Annotated in this window: 17 protein-coding genes and 1 riboswitch; of the genes, 8 read left to right on the top strand and 9 right to left on the bottom strand. The window is 72.0% G+C overall.

The annotated features are described in order from the left end of the window. The first annotated feature begins 64 nt into the window (after positions 1-64). Positions 65-1,066 carry a 2-hydroxyacid dehydrogenase gene (locus ACGFZF_RS01750; RefSeq protein ID WP_393550558.1) on the top strand — a complete coding sequence of 334 codons (1,002 nt, stop codon included), beginning with the start codon at positions 65-67 and terminating at the stop codon, positions 1,064-1,066. A 178-nt stretch (positions 1,067-1,244) separates the two neighbouring features. Here ACGFZF_RS01750 and ACGFZF_RS01745 read toward each other — a convergent pair whose 3' ends face one another. Then, positions 1,245-3,113, bottom strand: a complete 1,869-nt coding sequence (locus ACGFZF_RS01745) for an anthranilate synthase family protein (protein WP_393550557.1) — start codon at positions 3,111-3,113, stop codon at positions 1,245-1,247. 96 nt (positions 3,114-3,209) lie between these two features. After that, positions 3,210-3,266 carry a trp operon leader peptide gene (locus ACGFZF_RS01740; RefSeq protein ID WP_093653364.1) on the bottom strand — a complete coding sequence of 19 codons (57 nt, stop codon included), beginning with the start codon at positions 3,264-3,266 and terminating at the stop codon, positions 3,210-3,212. Positions 3,267-3,367: 101 nt separating this feature from the next. Here ACGFZF_RS01740 and ACGFZF_RS01735 point away from each other — a divergent pair, with 101 nt between their 5' ends. After that, on the top strand, positions 3,368-4,720 hold the full coding sequence (locus ACGFZF_RS01735) for a class II 3-deoxy-7-phosphoheptulonate synthase (protein WP_393550555.1): 1,353 nt from the start codon (positions 3,368-3,370) through the stop codon (positions 4,718-4,720). A gap of 135 nt (positions 4,721-4,855) precedes the next feature. Then, positions 4,856-5,110: a bacterioferritin-associated ferredoxin gene (locus tag ACGFZF_RS01730; protein ID WP_393550553.1), complete on the top strand. Its 255-nt coding sequence runs from the start codon at positions 4,856-4,858 to the stop codon at positions 5,108-5,110. A 56-nt stretch (positions 5,111-5,166) separates the two neighbouring features. Here the strand turns inward: ACGFZF_RS01730 and bfr are convergent, their stop codons facing one another. Beyond that, positions 5,167-5,643 (bottom strand): bacterioferritin, encoded by a 477-nt coding sequence (bfr, locus tag ACGFZF_RS01725; protein ID WP_147977631.1) that lies wholly within the window; start codon positions 5,641-5,643, stop codon positions 5,167-5,169. Between the two features lie 174 nt (positions 5,644-5,817). On the opposite strand from bfr, the gene ACGFZF_RS01720 reads away from it, so the two are divergent. Continuing rightward, positions 5,818-6,450: a sulfite oxidase-like oxidoreductase gene (locus tag ACGFZF_RS01720; protein WP_356603239.1), complete on the top strand. Its 633-nt coding sequence runs from the start codon at positions 5,818-5,820 to the stop codon at positions 6,448-6,450. A 28-nt stretch (positions 6,451-6,478) separates the two neighbouring features. Here ACGFZF_RS01720 and ACGFZF_RS01715 read toward each other — a convergent pair whose 3' ends face one another. The 6 genes from ACGFZF_RS01715 to thiO form a co-directional block, all read right to left on the bottom strand. Further along, a complete protein-coding gene (locus ACGFZF_RS01715; RefSeq protein ID WP_393550550.1) occupies positions 6,479-7,057 on the bottom strand; it encodes a DUF4396 domain-containing protein in 579 nt (192 codons plus the stop codon). Between the two features lie 97 nt (positions 7,058-7,154). Continuing rightward, positions 7,155-8,006 carry a deoxyribonuclease IV gene (locus ACGFZF_RS01710; RefSeq protein ID WP_393550548.1) on the bottom strand — a complete coding sequence of 284 codons (852 nt, stop codon included), beginning with the start codon at positions 8,004-8,006 and terminating at the stop codon, positions 7,155-7,157. Positions 8,007-8,012: 6 nt separating this feature from the next. Beyond that, the gene (pknB, locus tag ACGFZF_RS01705) at positions 8,013-9,944 is read right to left on the bottom strand and encodes a Stk1 family PASTA domain-containing Ser/Thr kinase (protein ID WP_393550546.1); all 1,932 of its coding nucleotides are present in this window, start codon (positions 9,942-9,944) and stop codon (positions 8,013-8,015) included. 150 nt (positions 9,945-10,094) lie between these two features. After that, positions 10,095-10,889 carry a thiazole synthase gene (locus ACGFZF_RS01700; RefSeq protein WP_393550544.1) on the bottom strand — a complete coding sequence of 265 codons (795 nt, stop codon included), beginning with the start codon at positions 10,887-10,889 and terminating at the stop codon, positions 10,095-10,097. A gap of 3 nt (positions 10,890-10,892) precedes the next feature. Next, positions 10,893-11,093, bottom strand: a complete 201-nt coding sequence (gene thiS, locus ACGFZF_RS01695; RefSeq protein ID WP_356603251.1) for a sulfur carrier protein ThiS — start codon at positions 11,091-11,093, stop codon at positions 10,893-10,895. Continuing rightward, positions 11,090-12,268, bottom strand: a complete 1,179-nt coding sequence (gene thiO, locus ACGFZF_RS01690) for a glycine oxidase ThiO (protein WP_393550541.1) — start codon at positions 12,266-12,268, stop codon at positions 11,090-11,092. The genes thiS and thiO overlap by 4 nt, the downstream gene beginning before the upstream one ends. Beyond that, positions 12,266-12,379: riboswitch (TPP riboswitch) on the bottom strand. It overlaps the preceding gene by 3 nt. Positions 12,380-12,512: 133 nt before the next feature. Here thiO and ACGFZF_RS01685 point away from each other — a divergent pair. From ACGFZF_RS01685 to metF, 4 genes are all read left to right on the top strand, one after another. Beyond that, positions 12,513-13,676: an NAD(P)/FAD-dependent oxidoreductase gene (locus tag ACGFZF_RS01685; RefSeq protein ID WP_393550999.1), complete on the top strand. Its 1,164-nt coding sequence runs from the start codon at positions 12,513-12,515 to the stop codon at positions 13,674-13,676. 146 nt (positions 13,677-13,822) lie between these two features. Further along, on the top strand, positions 13,823-14,188 hold the full coding sequence (locus ACGFZF_RS01680) for an Rv2175c family DNA-binding protein (protein WP_147977623.1): 366 nt from the start codon (positions 13,823-13,825) through the stop codon (positions 14,186-14,188). Between the two features lie 87 nt (positions 14,189-14,275). Beyond that, positions 14,276-14,926, top strand: a complete 651-nt coding sequence (gene thiE / locus ACGFZF_RS01675; RefSeq protein WP_393550539.1) for a thiamine phosphate synthase — start codon at positions 14,276-14,278, stop codon at positions 14,924-14,926. Positions 14,927-15,083: 157 nt separating this feature from the next. Then, positions 15,084-16,001, top strand: a complete 918-nt coding sequence (gene metF, locus ACGFZF_RS01670) for a methylenetetrahydrofolate reductase [NAD(P)H] (protein WP_356603259.1) — start codon at positions 15,084-15,086, stop codon at positions 15,999-16,001. Positions 16,002-16,018 lie beyond the last annotated feature (17 nt).

The following is a 16,018-nucleotide window of genomic DNA, read 5'->3' as shown; positions in this document are numbered from 1 at the left end:
GGCACCTCCGGGGGTCGTATATTCGCCGGGACCAGACAATTCCGGCACACCCCGGAGGGGCTCCGTGGAAATCCTGGCGTTCGGCGTGCAGGCGGACGAGAAGCCGATGATCGAGAAGGCCTTCGCGGGCCACCACGACGTCCGCTGTCTGGACGTCTTCCTCACCGAGGACACCGCGCCCATCGCGGCCGGCTACGAGATCGTCTCCAGCAGCGTCAACGCCGACCTCGGAGGCCGCGTGCTGCGCACCCTCCACGCCGGGGGGACCCGGCTGATCGCCCAGCGCTCCACCGGCTTCAACAACATCGACCTCGACGTCGCCGCCCGGCTCGGCCTCACCGTCGCCCGCGTCTCGTACTACTCCCCGTACTCCGTGGCCGAGTTCGCCTGGACCCTGGCGACGGCCGTCAACCGCCGGATCGTCCGGGCCTCCAACCGGACCCGCGACTTCGACTTCCGGCTCGCCGGACTGATGGGCCGCGACCTGCGCGGCCGCACCGTCGGCGTCCTCGGCACCGGGAAGATCGGCGAGGCCTTCACCCGGATCGCCCACGGCTACGGCATGAGGCTGCTCGGCTGGGACATCGCCGAGAACCCCGCCTGCCTGGAGCTCGGCATGACGTACGTCGACAAGGAGCGGCTCTTCGCCGAGGCCGACCTGATCAGCCTCCACGTCCCGCTGCTCCCCGCCACCGAGCGGCTGGTCGACGCGGCCGCCCTCAAGTCGATGAAGGACGACGTCCTGCTGGTGAACTCCAGCCGCGGCGGGCTGATCGACACCGAGGCGCTCGTCGCCGAACTCCGCGCCGGCCGGTTCGCCGGGGTCGGCCTCGACGTGTACGAGGCGGAGGCCGGGCTCTTCTTCCTCGACAAGTCCCTGGAGGTCGTCCAGGACGACACCCTGGCCCGGCTCATGACCTTCCCGAACGTCGTCGTCACCTCCCACCAGGCCTACTACACCCTCGACGCGGTCGGCCAGATCATCGACGCCACCGTCCGGAACGTCCTCGACTACCTCGCGGGCCGGCGCAGCGAGAACGTCCTGGTCCCGTCCGACACCCCCTAGGTCCTGTCCGGGCGATCTTTGAGGACCGGCCCGCGGCGTCGGATGTGGTGTATCGCAAGGCGGAGGATCGCCCTCGTACCGGGCGTACTCGGGCGACTCCGACAACGCCGCGAGACGCCGCAGCCGTCGTCGCGGGCCCGAGAAGATCGCCCGGACAGGACCTAGGAGGACCTTCCCCCTAGACCAGCACCCCCGCGAGCAGCGACGCGGTGAGCGCGGCCCCGTCCCGGGTCAGGACCGACTCCGGGTGGAACTGCACACCGGCGAAGCCCGGGCCGCGCAGCGCGTGCACCTCGTCCGTGGCCGCGTCGCGGCTCACCTCGATCCGGTGCAGCGCCAGCTCGGTCGCGGCCCGGTCGTCGCAGCGCGCCGTGAAGCTGTTGTAGAAGCCCACCGTCTGCTCCTGTCCGAAGAGGTCGATGCGCATCTGCGCGCCCTGGAAGGGGGTCCGCTTGCGCACGATCTCCAGACCCAGCTCCGCCGCGATCAGCTCGTGGCCCAGACACACCCCGAGCAGCCCGTGCCGGTGGTCCCGTACGAGATCGGCCGTGAGCGCGCGCAGGAACCGCATCTTCGGATCTGCCGCGTCACCCGGGTCGCCGGGCCCCGGACCGAGCACGACCGGACCCTCGTGGCCGAGTGCCAGCTCCCGAAGACCCGGCTCGTCGTAGCGGAGTACCGAGACCTCCAGGCCGGAGGAGCGCAGCAGGTGCGCGAGCATCGCCGTGAAGGTGTCCTCCGCGTCGACGACCAGCGCGTGGCCCGTCAGGTCGGCCGCCCGCACCTGCATCTTCAGCCAGAACGGCGCGAGGTCCGCCCGCCGCGCGTCCAGGGCCGCCCGCACTCGCGGGTCCTCGGCCAGCCGCGGCGCCCGCGGCGAGGCGTCGCGGGGCCGCCCCTCCCGTACACCGAGCGCCGTGAGCACCCCCGCCGCCTTGGCGTGGGTCTCGGCGACCTCGCCCGCCGGGTCGGAGTGGCGCACCAGCGTCGCGCCGACCGGTACCCGCAGCCGGCCGTCCGCGTCGATGTCCGCGGTCCGGATCAGGATGGGGGAGTCCAGGGTCTGGGTCCCCGTCGCGTCCGTGCCGAGCAGCGCCAGCGCGCCCGCGTAGTAGCCGCGGCCGCCGGTCTCGTGGCGCTCGATGACCCGGCAGGCGTTCTGCACCGGCGATCCGGTGACGGTCGCCGCGAACATGGTCTCCCGCAGGACCTCCCGCACGTCGAGGGACGAACGGCCGCGCAGCTCGTACTCCGTATGGGCGAGATGTGCCATCTCCTTGAGACGCGGCCCGATCACCACCCCGCCCCGGTCGCCGACGGTGCACATCATCTTCAGCTCCTCGTCGACCACCATGGAGAGCTCCTCCGTCTCCTTGCGGTCGGCCAGGAAGGCCAGCAGGTCCTCCGGGGTCGGGGCCGCGCCGGCCGGGTACCGGTAGGTGCCGCTGATCGGGTTCATCACGACCGTCCCGCCGGACATCCGGACGTGCACCTCCGGGCTCGCGCCGACCAGCGTGCGGGACCCCGTGTGGACGACGAAGGTCCAGTACGCGCCCCGCTCGCCCGCCAGCAGCCGCCGGAAGAGGGCGAGCGCGTCGGCCCGCCCGAAGCCGGGGATCTCGCCCGTGTAGGTCCGGCGGATGACGAAGTTCGCCCCTTCGCCCGAGCCGATCTCCTCCTCCACGACCCGGCGCACCGTCCGCGCGTAGAGCTCGTCCGACACGTCGAAGCCGCCGTCCTCGACCCGTACCTCGTGGGCCGGAAGCCGCTCCATCGCCTCGGACAGCGGCAGTTCGTACGCCTCCTCGGCGACGAGGAAGGACAGGGGGGTGCCGTCGTCGCGGACGTCGAAGCCGCGCTCCCGGATCTGCCGGAACGGCACGAGGGCGAGGGTCGGCCGCTCGCCGACCGGCAGCTCGGCGAGCCGCTCGGCCTCGTGGACGGCGCCGATCAGCACCTCGACGGTGTCGTGGTCACGTCCGGGGGTGCGTCGGCGCAGCAGCGCGAACGGGGGGCAGGAGTCGTCGAGGAGACGGGAGAGGTCCATGCGGTACGTCGTTCCTTCCGTGGAGCGGAGAGGAACGGCCCTGGAAACGGAAGAAGGCCGCCCCTCGGGCGGCCTTCGCGTGTTGGGTACGCGCAGTCAGTGGGCCGCCGGATGAGCGGTCCACCACCAGTTACGGGTCGTCTGCGCGAACATGCCGGTGATGGTAGCCCATCCAAGATGTCCCGTCCGTCTCTTCCGTCTCATCAAGCGGTCACTGGCGTGGACGGAGTCCTCGGCCACGTACTGTGGGTCGTGTGACCGTGAACGCTGAACCCCACGCCGTCGCCAAGGCGACCTGGCGAGACCTGCCCGCGGCGCAGCAGCCTGAGTACCCCGATGCCGAGGCTCTGCGCGATGTGATCGCGGACCTCGAGTCGTATCCCCCGCTCGTGTTCGCGGGCGAGTGCGACCAGCTGCGCGCCCGGATGGGAGCCGTCGCCCGTGGCGAGGCGTTCCTGCTCCAGGGTGGCGACTGCGCCGAGGCCTTCGACGCCGTGTCCGCCGACCACATCCGTGCCAAGCTCAAGACGCTGCTCCAGATGAGCGCCGTCCTCACCTACGCGGCCTCCGTGCCCGTCGTGAAGGTCGGCCGCATCGCGGGGCAGTACTCGAAGCCCCGTTCCAAGGGGACCGAGACCCGCGACGGCGTGACCCTGCCGACCTACCGCGGCGACTCCGTCAACGGCTTCGACTTCAACGAGAAGGCCCGCGTCCCGGACCCCGAGCGCCTCAAGCGGATGTACAACGCCTCCGCCTCAACGCTCAACCTGGTGCGCGCCTTCACCACCGGTGGTTACGCCGACCTGCGCCAGGTGCACGCCTGGAACCAGGACTTCGTGAAGTCGTCCCCGTCGGGACAGCGCTACGAGCAGCTGGCGCGCGAGATCGACAACGCGCTGAACTTCATGAAGGCCTGCGGCACCGACCCGGCCGAGTTCAAGGCGGTGGAGTTCTACTCCTCGCACGAGGCGCTGCTGCTCGACTACGAGGGCGCGCTGACCCGCACGGACTCGCGCACCGGCAAGCTGTACGACACCTCCGGCCACATGGTCTGGATCGGTGAGCGCACCCGCCAGCTGGACCACGCGCACATCGAGTTCTGCGCGCAGATCGCCAACCCGGTCGGCATCAAGCTCGGCCCGACCACCACGGTCGACGAGGCGCTGACGTACATCGACCGCCTGGACCCCGAGCGCGAGCCGGGCCGGCTGACCTTCGTCGTCCGCATGGGCGCCGACAAGGTCCGGGACAAGCTCCCGGAGCTGGTCGAGAAGGTCACCGCCTCCGGCGCGGTCGTCGCCTGGGTGACCGACCCGATGCACGGCAACACCTTCGAGGCGGCCTCGGGGCACAAGACCCGGCGCTTCGACGACGTGCTCGACGAGGTCAAGGGCTTCTTCGAGGTCCACAAGGCCCTCGGCACCCACCCCGGCGGCATCCACGTCGAGCTCACCGGTGACGACGTCACCGAGTGCGTGGGCGGCGGCGACGAGATCTTCGTCGACGACCTGCACCAGCGCTACGAGACGGCCTGCGACCCGCGCCTCAACCGCAGCCAGTCGCTGGACCTGGCGTTCCTGGTGGCGGAGATGTACCGCGACCAGTGAGCGTGATCAGTAGGTAGCTTCCTACGACGGTGGGGCACGGATCGATGTGATCCGTGCCCCACCGTCGTCACGAGGGCTTTTACGCGCCAGACCCGCCGGGTAAGGTTAGGTTAGCCTTATCGATCTCGGCGGGAGGTGAACCGCGTGTACGTCTGCTCATGCTTCGGTGTCACGGAGAAGCAGGTCAAGGAGCACGCGGACGCGGGCGCCTGCACGCCTCGCCAGATCGCCTCCGCCTGCAAGGCCGGCACCGACTGTGGCTCCTGCGTACGACGCATTCAAGCCATATTGGGCCGTGGCAACTGCCCGCGACGGGAGCTCCTGGACCAGGGCATCCCGGCCCTGACGAGTGAGCCGGCCGTACCGGAGGAGCTCTCCGAGGCGGCCTGAGGGCCGCTCTCCCGCCCGCGGCGCCGTGTACCGCCCGGCGTCCCCGGGGACGGGACCTAGCTCGGCTGCTCGATCAGAGTCGAGATGTACAGCGCCTCGCCCAGGCTCTCGATGAGCTCCAGCTGGGTGTCGAGGTAGTCGATGTGGTGCTCCTCGTCGGCCAGGATCTCCTCGAAGAGGTTCGCCGAGGTGATGTCGCCCTTGGTGCGCATGACCTCGATGCCGCGCTTGAGGCGGTCGATCGCCTCCACCTCCACCTGGCGGTCCGCCTGGAACATCTCCGTGATGGTCTGGCCGACCCGGACGTGGAAGAGCCGCTGGTAGTTGGGCAGGCCGTCCAGCATCAGGATGCGCTCGGTCAGCTTGTCCGCGTGCTTCATCTCGTCGATGGATTCTTCGCGGGTGTACTTGGCGAGCTTCGTCCAGCCCTTGTTGTCCTGGATGCGGTAGTGCAGCCAGTACTGGTTGATGGCTGTCAGCTCGCCGGTCAGCTGCTCGTTGAGGAACTCGAGGACCTCGGGGTCGCCCTGCATCGCAGAGGCTCCTTCCACGCATGTCTGTGTCGTGACTGGGCAGGATGGCGGCATCCTCGCACCACGCATGGGGGGCGTCCAGTAAGTGCAGGCTTAGTGGGAGTTGCCCGAATCGCACAAGGTCGGAGGTTGCCTGGTCATGACCACCCCTCGCGGTCTGTCACCATGGATGACATGGGTCAGCCGGAGAGCGGAGTACACCGGGAAGCAGGACAGTCGGATCTTCCGCCGGGGCAGCGGCTGCAACGCGGCTGGCCGGTCACCCATTACGGTCCCGTCCCCAAGTTCAAGCCGGACCGCTGGGAGTTCAGGGTCTTCGGCGCCACGGCGGACGGCGACAAGCGGTGCTGGAACCACGAGGAGTTCTCGGCCCTGCCGTTCGCGACGGTCGTGGCCGATCTGCACTGCGTGACGAAGTTCAGCATGCTGGGGGCCGAATGGGGTGGCGTCCCCGCCCGGACGATCCTCGACCTGGCCCCGCCGGCCGCGAACGTCACGCACGTGATGGTCTGGGCCGAGTACGGCTTCAGTGCCAACATGCGCCTGGCCGACTTCGCCTCGGAGCGCACGATCTTCGCCACCCACAAGGACGGTGAACTGCTCACCGCCGAGCACGGCTTCCCGCTCCGGCTCGTCGTCCCGCACCTCTACGCCTGGAAGGGCCCGAAGTGGGTCCGCGGCGTGGAGTACATGACGGCCGACCGCCGCGGCTTCTGGGAGGAGCGCGGCTACCACAACATCGGCGACCCGTGGACGGAGCAGCGCTACTCCTACCAGGAGGAGCCGGGGGACGGCCCGGAGCTGTAGCCCCGGTGGTCCGCCCCCCCCGGTCCGTTCAGTGGTGGTACCGGTGCACCACCGCGTGTCCCTTGCCCCGGCCGATCATCCACTTGTTGACCGGCGTGGTGAGGACGAAGGCGGCGGCCAGCGCGATCGCGAGGACGACCCAGAACAACGCGTCCGTCAGGTGCGCGTCCATGGCGCCCGGCCACAGGGCGATCACGCCGTTGTCGATCAGTTCCATGACGGCGATCGAGAGGGTGTCGGCGGCCAGCGCGACCTTGAAGGCGGTCCGGAAGTCGACGCCGGCCTTCAGGATGCCGCGCAGGGTGAGCGCGTAGCCGAAGAAGAACGCCAGGACGATCGCCAGGATCATCGTCGGCATGTTCTCCCAGCCCAGCGCGGTACCGATGATCATGCCGAGCACCTCGCCGATGGCGCAGCCGGTGAGGCAGTGCAGCGTCGCCTTGGCGGCCGTGGCCCAGGTGACCCCACCGGAGGTGGGGTGCGCGTGATGACTCCCGTGCCCGCCGCCGTCGTGGCCCTCGTGACCTCCGTGAGCCTGGTGGCTCCCGTGGTCTCCGTGGCCCTCGTGGCCGGTGTGGTGGTGCTCGGTGTGCGCTTCGTGCTCCATGACGGGCCCCAAACGTCGAGTAGCGGTTCCTGCCTCTCTAGGAACCGTATACCCCCCTGGGGTATTCCTCAACGGTGTGACGCGCGTGCCGGGCCGATCACTCCCTGAGCTTCTTCAGCCGCTCCACGTCCGCCGCGTGCCCCTCGGGCCCGCCGGGCGTCTCGATGACCAGCGGCACGCCCGCGGTCGCCGGGTGGGTGAACAGCGTCCGGAACGGCTCCTCGCCGATGTGCCCGGCGCCGATGTTCGCGTGCCGGTCCTTGCGGGCGCCGACGACGTCCTCGGAGTCGTTGGCGTGGATCAGCTTCAGCCGTCCCTCCCCGACGGTCGCCACCAGCTCGTCCAGGGTGCGCGCCATGCCGTCCGGCCCGGCCAGGTCGTGGCCGGCGGCGAAGATGTGACAGGTGTCCAGGCAGATCCCCAGCCGGGGGTGGTGGTCGAGGGCGTCGAAGTACGGGCCGAGGTCCTCCGCCCGCGAGCAGAGCGACGAGCCCTGCCCCGCCGTCGACTCCAGCAGCAGGAACGGGTCGTCGTCGTGGGTCAGCTCGTCCAGCAGCGGGCGCATCCGCTCCCGCACCTGCGCGAGGGCCACCTCGCGCGGCCGGCCGCCGGTCGCCGAGCCGGTGTGCACCACCACACCCCGCGCACCGATCTCCCGGGCGCGGCGCAGCGAGTGGCGCAGCGAGGTGACCGAGTGGTCGACGGTGGCCTCGGTGTGGGAGCCGAAGTTGATCAGGTACGGGGCGTGCACCCAGGCGGACAGGCCCTCGGCCTCGCACTCCGCGCGGAAGCGTTCGTCCTGCGCCGGGTTGCCGGCGGGCGTCGCCCAGCCGCGCGGGTTGGCGACGAAGACCTGCACGGTCTCGGCGCCGAGCGTGCGGGCGTAGCCGAGTCCGACCGTGGCGAGGCCGCCGGCCACGGGGACGTGGCCGCCGACGGGGTTGCGCATGAGTCTCTACAGTCCCTTGATCGTGATGGTGATCGTGGAGCCCTCGGCCGCCGTGGAGCCGCCGCCGACGGACTGCTCCGCGACCGTGTTCCCGAGGTAGGGGAAGGACTTCTCGACCTTCACCTCGAAGCCCGCGCCCTCCAGCTCCTCGCGCGCCTCGTCGACCGTGGCGCCCACGACGTCGGGGACCGCGACCATCTTCGGGCCCTTGGAGACGGTGAGGGTGATCGTGTCCCCCTTGGCGGCCCGGCTGCCCTCGGCCAGCGACTGGGCGGCGATCGTGCCCGCGTCCTCGGGGGAGTCGATCCGCTCGGTGGCGACCCGCACGGTGAGGCCGGCCTCCTGGAGCGTGCTCGTCGCGTCCGCCACGCTCTCGCCGGTCACGTCCGGGACGTCGATCGGGGCGCCCTTGCTGACGACCAGGGCGACCGCGGAGTCGGGGGTGCGCTCGGTGCCCGGCTCGGGGTCCGAGCCGATCACCGCGCCCTGCGGGACCGACCGGCTGAAGGTGTTCGTGACCACGCCGGTGGCCAGCCCCTCCTGCTCCAGCAGCTTCTTCGCCTCCGCCAGCGGCTTGCCCTTGAGGTTGGGGACCTTCACGACCTCGGGACCGCGCGAGAGGGTCAGCTTCACCGAGCCGTTGCCGCGGATCCGCTCGCCGGGGGCCGGGTCGGTGTCCATCACCGTGCCGCGCTCGTAGACCTCGCTGAAGGCGCGGTCCGTCGTGCCGACCTCGAGTCCGGCGTCGGCGAGCCGCTTCGTGGCCTCGGCCTCCGTCTGGCCGAGCACGGCCGGGACCCGGGTGAACTGGCCGGAGTTGATGTACCAGACGCCCGTGCCGATCCCGAGGATCAGCAGGACGGCGGCGACGACCAGCAGCGGACCGCGGGACAGCAGGGGAGCCCGGCCCGGCCTCGGGGCGGGAGGGAGTCCGGGTGTCGCGTGCGCGGCCGGCACGGACGCCGGCGGGGTCAGCCTGCTGGTGTGCTCGGGCCGGACGCGCGGGATCACACTGGTCGGGTCCTCGGACGGGGCCCCCGTCCCGGCGGCGTCCTCGCGGCGCGCCTGCGGCGGCACCAGGTCCAGCTGTTCGTCGCTCAGTGCGGCGCGGGCCTCCCGGGTCCGGGCCAGCAGGTCGACGGCGTCGTAGGGGCGGACGTCCGCGTTGCGCGCGGTGGCGCCCGCGACCAGTTCGTCCAGTTCGAGCGCGAGGCCCGGGACGACGGCCGACGGGGCGGGGACGTCGGTGTTCAGGTGCTGGTAGAGCACCTGGGCGGGGGTGTCCCCGGTGTGCGGCTTGCCGCCGGTCAGCATCTCGTACAGGACGACACCGCAGGCGTACACATCGGCGCGGGTGTCGGCGGTGCCGTGCTCGATCTGCTCGGGCGCGAGGTAGGAGACGGTGCCGAGGACGGCGCCGGTGGTCTGGGTGGCGGAGCCGACGGCCCGTACGAGCCCGAAGTCGGCGACCTTGACCCGGCCGTCGTCCCCTATCAGGACGTTCTCCGGCTTCATGTCCCGGTGCACGAACCCGGCCCGGTGCGCGGCGCCGAGCGCGGCGAGCACCGGCTCCAGGATGTCGAGAGCCGCGCGGGGCTGGAGGGCGCCCCGCTCGCGCAGGACGTCGCGCAGCGTGCAGCCGGCGACGTACTCCATGGCGAGGTAGACGTACGCGCCGTCCGCGCCCTGGTCGAAGACCCCCACGACGTTCGGGTGGGACAGCCGTGCGACGGACTTCGCCTCGCGGATGAACCGCTCGACGAAGGTCGCGTCCGTGGCGAGCGACGGGTGCATCACCTTGAGCGCGAGCACCCGGTCGAGCCGGATGTCGACGGCCCGGTAGACCGTGGCCATCCCGCCGACGGCGATGCGCGCGTCGACGCGGTAGCGGCCGTCGAGCAGCTGCCCGACGAGAGGGTCCTGAAGGGTCGTGTCCACGGCCCCGAGTTTACGAGTCCGGGGGCACGGCGCGGTCCGCGTGGCCGGGACGGGCCCGTACTGCAGCCGAGCTGTGACGGCGCGGGGACCCGGGACACCCGTCCCCGGCGGGCCGCGGGGGCGGCGCTCCACCCCCGCGGCGCCGGGCCGTCAGAACGCCGGGCGTTCCGGATCCAGGTGCGCGCGGCCCTCGGTCGGCGAGGAGGCCTCGGCGAAGTGGCGGCGGGGGATGCGGCCCGCCCGCCGGGCCAGCCGGCCCGCCTCCACGGCGTGCCGCATCGCCTCCGCCATCAGCACCGGCTCCTGCGCCCGGGTCACCGCCGAGGCGAGCATCACCGCCGCACAGCCGAGCTCCATCGCGAGCGCCGCGTCCGAGGCCGTCCCGGCCCCCGCGTCCAGGATCACCGGCACCTGCGCGCGCTCCACGATCAGGGAGAAGTTGTGCGGGTTGCGGATCCCGAGCCCGGAGCCGATGGGCGAGCCCAAGGGCATGATCGCCGCGCACCCGACGTCCTCCAGCTTCTTCGCGAGGACCGGATCGTCGTTGGTGTACGGCAGCACCGTGAAGCCGTCGTCGACCAGGGTCTCCGCCGCGTCGAGCAGTTCCACCGCGTCCGGCAGCAGGGTCCGCTCGTCGGCGACGACCTCCAGCTTGATCCAGTCGGTGCCCAGCGCCTCGCGGGCGAGCCGGGCCGTCAGCACGGCCTCTCCCGCGGTGAAGCAGCCCGCCGTGTTGGGCAGGACCCGGATGCCGAGCCGGTCCAGGACGGACAGCACCGAGCCCTGGACCGTCGGGTCGAGCCGCCGCATCGCGACCGTCGTGAGTTCGGTGCCGCTGGCGACCAGCGAGCGCTCCAGCGCGTCGAGGCTGGGCGCCCCGCCCGTGCCCATGATCAGGCGCGAGGTGAACTCCGTGCCGCCGAGGACGAGGAGATCGTCGGACATGGCTCAGCCTCCCTGCACCGCGGTGAGGACCTCGACCCGGTCCCCCTCGCCGAGGACGGTCGCGGACCACCGGCTGCGCGGCACGACCGCCTCGTTGACCGCCGCGGCCACGCCGGCGGGCGCCGTGGTCAGCGTGGCGACCAGGACGTCGAGGGAAAGGGGGCCGGCGAGCACGCGCGGCTCCCCGTTCACGGAGACGTTCATGCGGGCTGCTCCTGACGTGCGTGCACCGGGGGTGCGGGGGAGAAACGGCGGGGGGTGAAGGGGCGCGCCTCGTCCGGCAGCGTGCCGGTGGCCAGGGCCTCGGCCATGACGTCGCCCGTGACGGGGGTGAGCAGCACTCCGTTGCGGTAGTGGCCGGTGGCCAGATGGAGGCCCGGCAGGGCGCTCGGGCCGAGCATCGGCGCGTTGTCCGGCGAGCCGGGGCGCAGACCGGCCCGGGTCTCGGTGAGCGGCAGTTCGGTGATGCCGGGCACCAGCTCGTGGGCGTCGCGCAGCAGCTCGTACACCCCGCCGGCGGTCACCGTCGTGTCCCAGCCCAGCTCCTCGCTGGTCGCGCCGACGACGAGCTCGCCGCTCTCGCGCGGCACCAGGTAGACGTGGCTGCCGCGGACGACGGCACGGACGGTCCGGGACAGGAACGGGGCGTACGCCGGCGGCACGGTGAGCCGCAGCACCTGGCCCTTCACCGGGCGTACGGGCGGCAGGACCTCGTGCGGTACACCGGCCAGCCGGCCGCTGAGGCTGCCGCCGGCCAGCACGACCTGGTCCGCGGGGAGCCCCGTCCCGTCGTCGAGCACCGCGCCCACGGCCCGGTCCCGGGCCACCGTCAGCCGTTCCGCGACGGCCCGGTGGAAGATCACGCCGGCCCGTTCGCAGGCGGTGACCAGTGCGGCGGCGAGCCGGCGCGGATCGACCTGGTGGTCGCCGTCGACCCGCAGCCCGCCCCGCACGCCCGGTGCCAGCATCGGCTCCAGGCGCCGGCAGTCGCGCCCGCTGAGCCACTCCGACTCCAGGCCGCAGCGGGTCTGCAGCGCGTGCAGTTCCCGCAGGTGCGCGCGGTCGTCGGCGTCGAGCGCGACGGCGAGCGTGCCGCAGGCGCGGTAGCCGACATCGTGCCCCGTGGCGTCCTGGAGTTCGGCGACGAACCCCGGATAGCGGCGCGCGGAGGCGAGGTTGAGGCCGAGCAGGGTCTCCTCGCCGTAGTGGAGCTCGGTGACGGCGGCGAGCATGCCCGCCGCCACGGCGGCGGCCCCGCCGCCCGGTTCGGGGTCGACGACGGCGGTGCGCAGTCCGCGCAGCGCGGTCCGCCAGGCCGTGACCAGGCCGATGATTCCGCCCCCGATGACGAGGACGTCCGATCCTGAACGTGGCTGCATGGGCGTCCAGCCCCTCCCTTCGCCGGCATGACCCGGATCAGGTTCGTACGGTCGGAGGCCGTCGCAGCCTCCCTCTCAGCCCGGTGCGTCCGGGCTCCCGCGAGTGCTTTACGTCGGCCAGACTAGCCCCCGCCCCGTTCCGGTCCCAGGGCCCACCCTTACTGACGGGTCGTCAGATGCGTAAGGTGGACGGGTGAGCGAGCAGAAGCAGTCATCGCAGCGTGTGGTCGTCGTGGGTGCCGGAATGGCAGGCGTGCAGACCGCCGTCGCCCTGCGCGAACAGGGCTTCACCGGCCCCGTCACCCTCATCGGCGCCGAGCCGCACCAGCCCTACGACCGGCCGCCGCTCTCCAAGGCGGTCCTCCTCGGCAAGGCCGAGGACTCCGCCTTCGACGTCGACTTCGAGGCGCTCGGCATCGGACTGCGCCTCGGCCTGGACGTGACCGGTCTGCGCGCCGCCGACCACGAGATCGACACCGAGGCCGGCCCCGTCCCGTACGACGTCCTCGTCCTCGCCACCGGGGCCCGGCCCGTCACCCTGCCGGGCACCGAGGGCGTTCCCGGGGTCCACCTGCTGCGCACCCTGGACGACGCCGCCCGCCTCAAGCCCGTCCTGGAGCAGCGGCACGACATCGTGGTCGTCGGCGCGGGCTGGATCGGCGCCGAGTTCGCCACCGCCGCGCGCGAGGCGGGGTGCGCCGTCACGGTCGTCGAGGCCGCCGAGCGGCCGCTGTTCGGGGCGCTGCCCGCCGAGGTCGCCGCGCCCATGGCCGCGTGGTACGCCGAGAGCGGCGCCGAACTCCTCACCCACGCGCGGGTGGCGGCGATCGAACCCGGCCGCGTCGTCCTCGCCGACGGCCGGCACCTGCCCGCCGACGCGGTCGTCGTCGGCATCGGCGCGCGGCCCGCCACCGACTGGCTCGACGGCTCCGGCATCGCCCTCGACGCGGGCGGCTCCGTCACCGCCGACGCGCGGCTGCGCACCTCGCTGCCCGATGTGTACGCCGTCGGCGACTGCGCCTCCTTCCCGTCCGCCCGCTACGGCGAACGGCTCCTGGTCCACCACTGGGACAACGCCCTGCAGGGCCCGCGCACGGTCGCGGCCGACATCGTCGGCGACGCCCCCGAGGACTACGACCCGGTCCCGTACTTCTGGTCCGAGCAGTTCGGCCGCTTCGTGCAGTACGCCGGCCACCACACCGGCGCCGGTGATCTCGTCCGCCGCGGCGACCCGGCCGGCGCCGCCTGGTCCGTGCTCTGGCTGCGCGACGGCGTGCTCGTCGCGCTGCTGGCCGTCGGGCGCCCGCGCGACCTGGCTCAGGGCCGCAAGCTGATCGAGGCGGGCGCCCGGCTCGACCCGGACCGCGCGGCCGACCCGGCCGTCCCCCTGAAGGCGGCGGCGGTCTAGGGGGTGTCTTGCCGATCTTGCCGGCCTCGAATCGGCAAGACACCCCCTAGCGCCCAGTGCCCGGAATTCACCGATCCGGCCCGATCCGGAGGGACTTCCACCGGGCCCGACTACCGGCTGTCAGCCCGGGATGGCAGGCTTGTCCCGTGACCGAGATTGACGCAAAGACCGATGCTCTCGTCCCCGCCTGGCTCTACCTCCCCGACATCGCGGAAATGCTCGACGTCGAGGTGACGCGCGTCCGGCAGCTGGTCAAGGAAGGCCAGCTCATCGCCGTGCGCCGCGGTGAGAACAGGGCGCTCCAGGTGCCTGCCGCCTTCATCCAGGGCGACAAGGTGGTCAAGGGTCTCGCCGGGACCCTGACGCTCCTGAAGGACGACGGCTTCACCGACGAAGAGATGCTGGAGTGGCTCTTCACTCCCGACCCCAGCCTGCCGGGCACGCCCGCGCAGGCCCTCAGCGAGAATCGCGGCACGGAGGTGAAGCGCCGCGCCCAGGCGCTCGCCGTCTGACGCACCGACGACACCACAGGAGGTTCCGTGGGGACCGGGCCGTGCCCGGCCCCCACGGCGCCGCCGCACCGACGGGGGGATCCACCCATGCCCACGCCTCGCGCCCAGCTCGCCGACGCCCGGCTCTACCTGTGCACCGACGCCCGCAGGAGCCAGGGCGACCTGCCCGCGTTCCTCGACGCCGTGCTGTCGTCGGGTGTGGACATCGTGCAGCTGCGCGACAAGGGCATGGAGGCCGGTGAGGAGCTGGAGCACCTCGCCGTGTTCGCCGACGCCTGCCGCCGCCACGGCAAGCTGCTCGCCGTGAACGACCGGGCCGACGTCGCCCACGCCATCGGCTCCGACGTGCTGCACCTGGGGCAGGGCGACCTGCCGGTGCCCGCCGCCCGGGCGATCCTGGGCGACGGCGTCCTCGTCGGCCGCTCCTGCCACGCCGAGTCCGAGGTGGACGCGGCCGCCGCGGAGCCCGGCGTCGACTACTTCTGCACCGGACCCTGCTGGCCCACCCCCACCAAGCCGGGGCGGTACGCGCCGGGGCTCGGGCTCGTGCGGTACGCCGCGGCCCTGGAGCAGGACCGGCCCTGGTTCGCCATCGGCGGGATCGACGAGACCACCCTCGACGAGGTCCTCGACGCCGGCGCCCGCCGGATCGTCGTCGTCCGCGCGATCACCGAGGCCGACGACCCGGCCGCGGCGGCCGCCCGGCTCGCCAAGCGGGTCCGTGAGCGCACGTCCTAGGTGGACCCGAGTGCCTTGACGATCTTGCCGGGGGCCCGGCAAGATCGACGGGACGCTCCTGGATCCGCCCGGTATCGCCCTCCGGTCCGTGTCTGAAAACGTGTCCATTCTGCGGACCCGGCTTCTGCGGTGGCAGGACCACGTCTAACCTGCCCGTATGGCTCTCGGAACCGCTTCCACACGGTCGGATCGCGCCCGCACGGTGCGCGACATTCTCGCGTCCGGAAAGTGCTCGTACTCCTTCGAGTTCTTCGCGCCCCGCACGGAGAAGGGCGAGCGGAGCCTGTGGAAGGCGCTGCGCCATGTCGAGCAGGTCGGTCCGAGCTTCGTCTCCGTGACCTACGGCGCCGGCGGCTCCACCCGTGGTGGCACGGTCAAGGCCACCCAGGAGATCGCCGCCGACACCACCCTCACGCCCGTCGCCCACCTCACGGCGGTCGACCATTCGGTCGCCGAGCTGCGGAACGTCCTGGGGCAGTACGCCGACGCCGGCATCCGCAACATGCTCGCCCTGCGCGGCGACCCGCCCGGCGACCCGCTCGGCACCTGGGTCGAGCACCCCGAGGGCGTCCGCTACGCCGCCGACCTGGTCCGGCTGATCAAGGAGTCCGGCGACTTCTGCGTCGGCGTGGCCGCGTTCCCCGAGATGCACCCCCGCTCCGACGACTGGGACGCGGACATCCGGCACTTCGTGGACAAGTGCCGTGCCGGAGCCGACTACGCCATCACCCAGATGTTCTTCGACCCGGAGAGCTACCTGCGGATGCGTGACAGCGTCGAGAAGGCCGGCTGCGAGACGCCGATCATCCCCGAGGTCATGCCCGTGGTGAACGCCCGTACCCTGGACAGGCTGCCCCAGCTGAGCAACGCGGTCTTCCCCGGGGACGTGAAAGAACGGATCCTCGCCGTCAAGGACGATCCGACCGCTGTACGCTCCATTGGCATCGAGTTCGCGACGGAGTTCTGTGCGCGTCTGCTCTCCGAGGGTGTCCCCGGACTGCACTTCATCACGCTGAACAACTCCGCCGCGACGCTGGAGATCTACGAGAATCTCGGACTGCACGAGCAGTCGTGATCGGCGTACCCGCCCCC

This window comes from Streptomyces sp. NPDC048338 (assembly GCF_043201055.1).
GTDB lineage: Bacteria > Actinomycetota > Actinomycetes > Streptomycetales > Streptomycetaceae > Streptomyces.
Note: the sequence above shows the minus strand (reverse complement) of the source record. Positions and strands in the feature narration are given on the sequence as shown.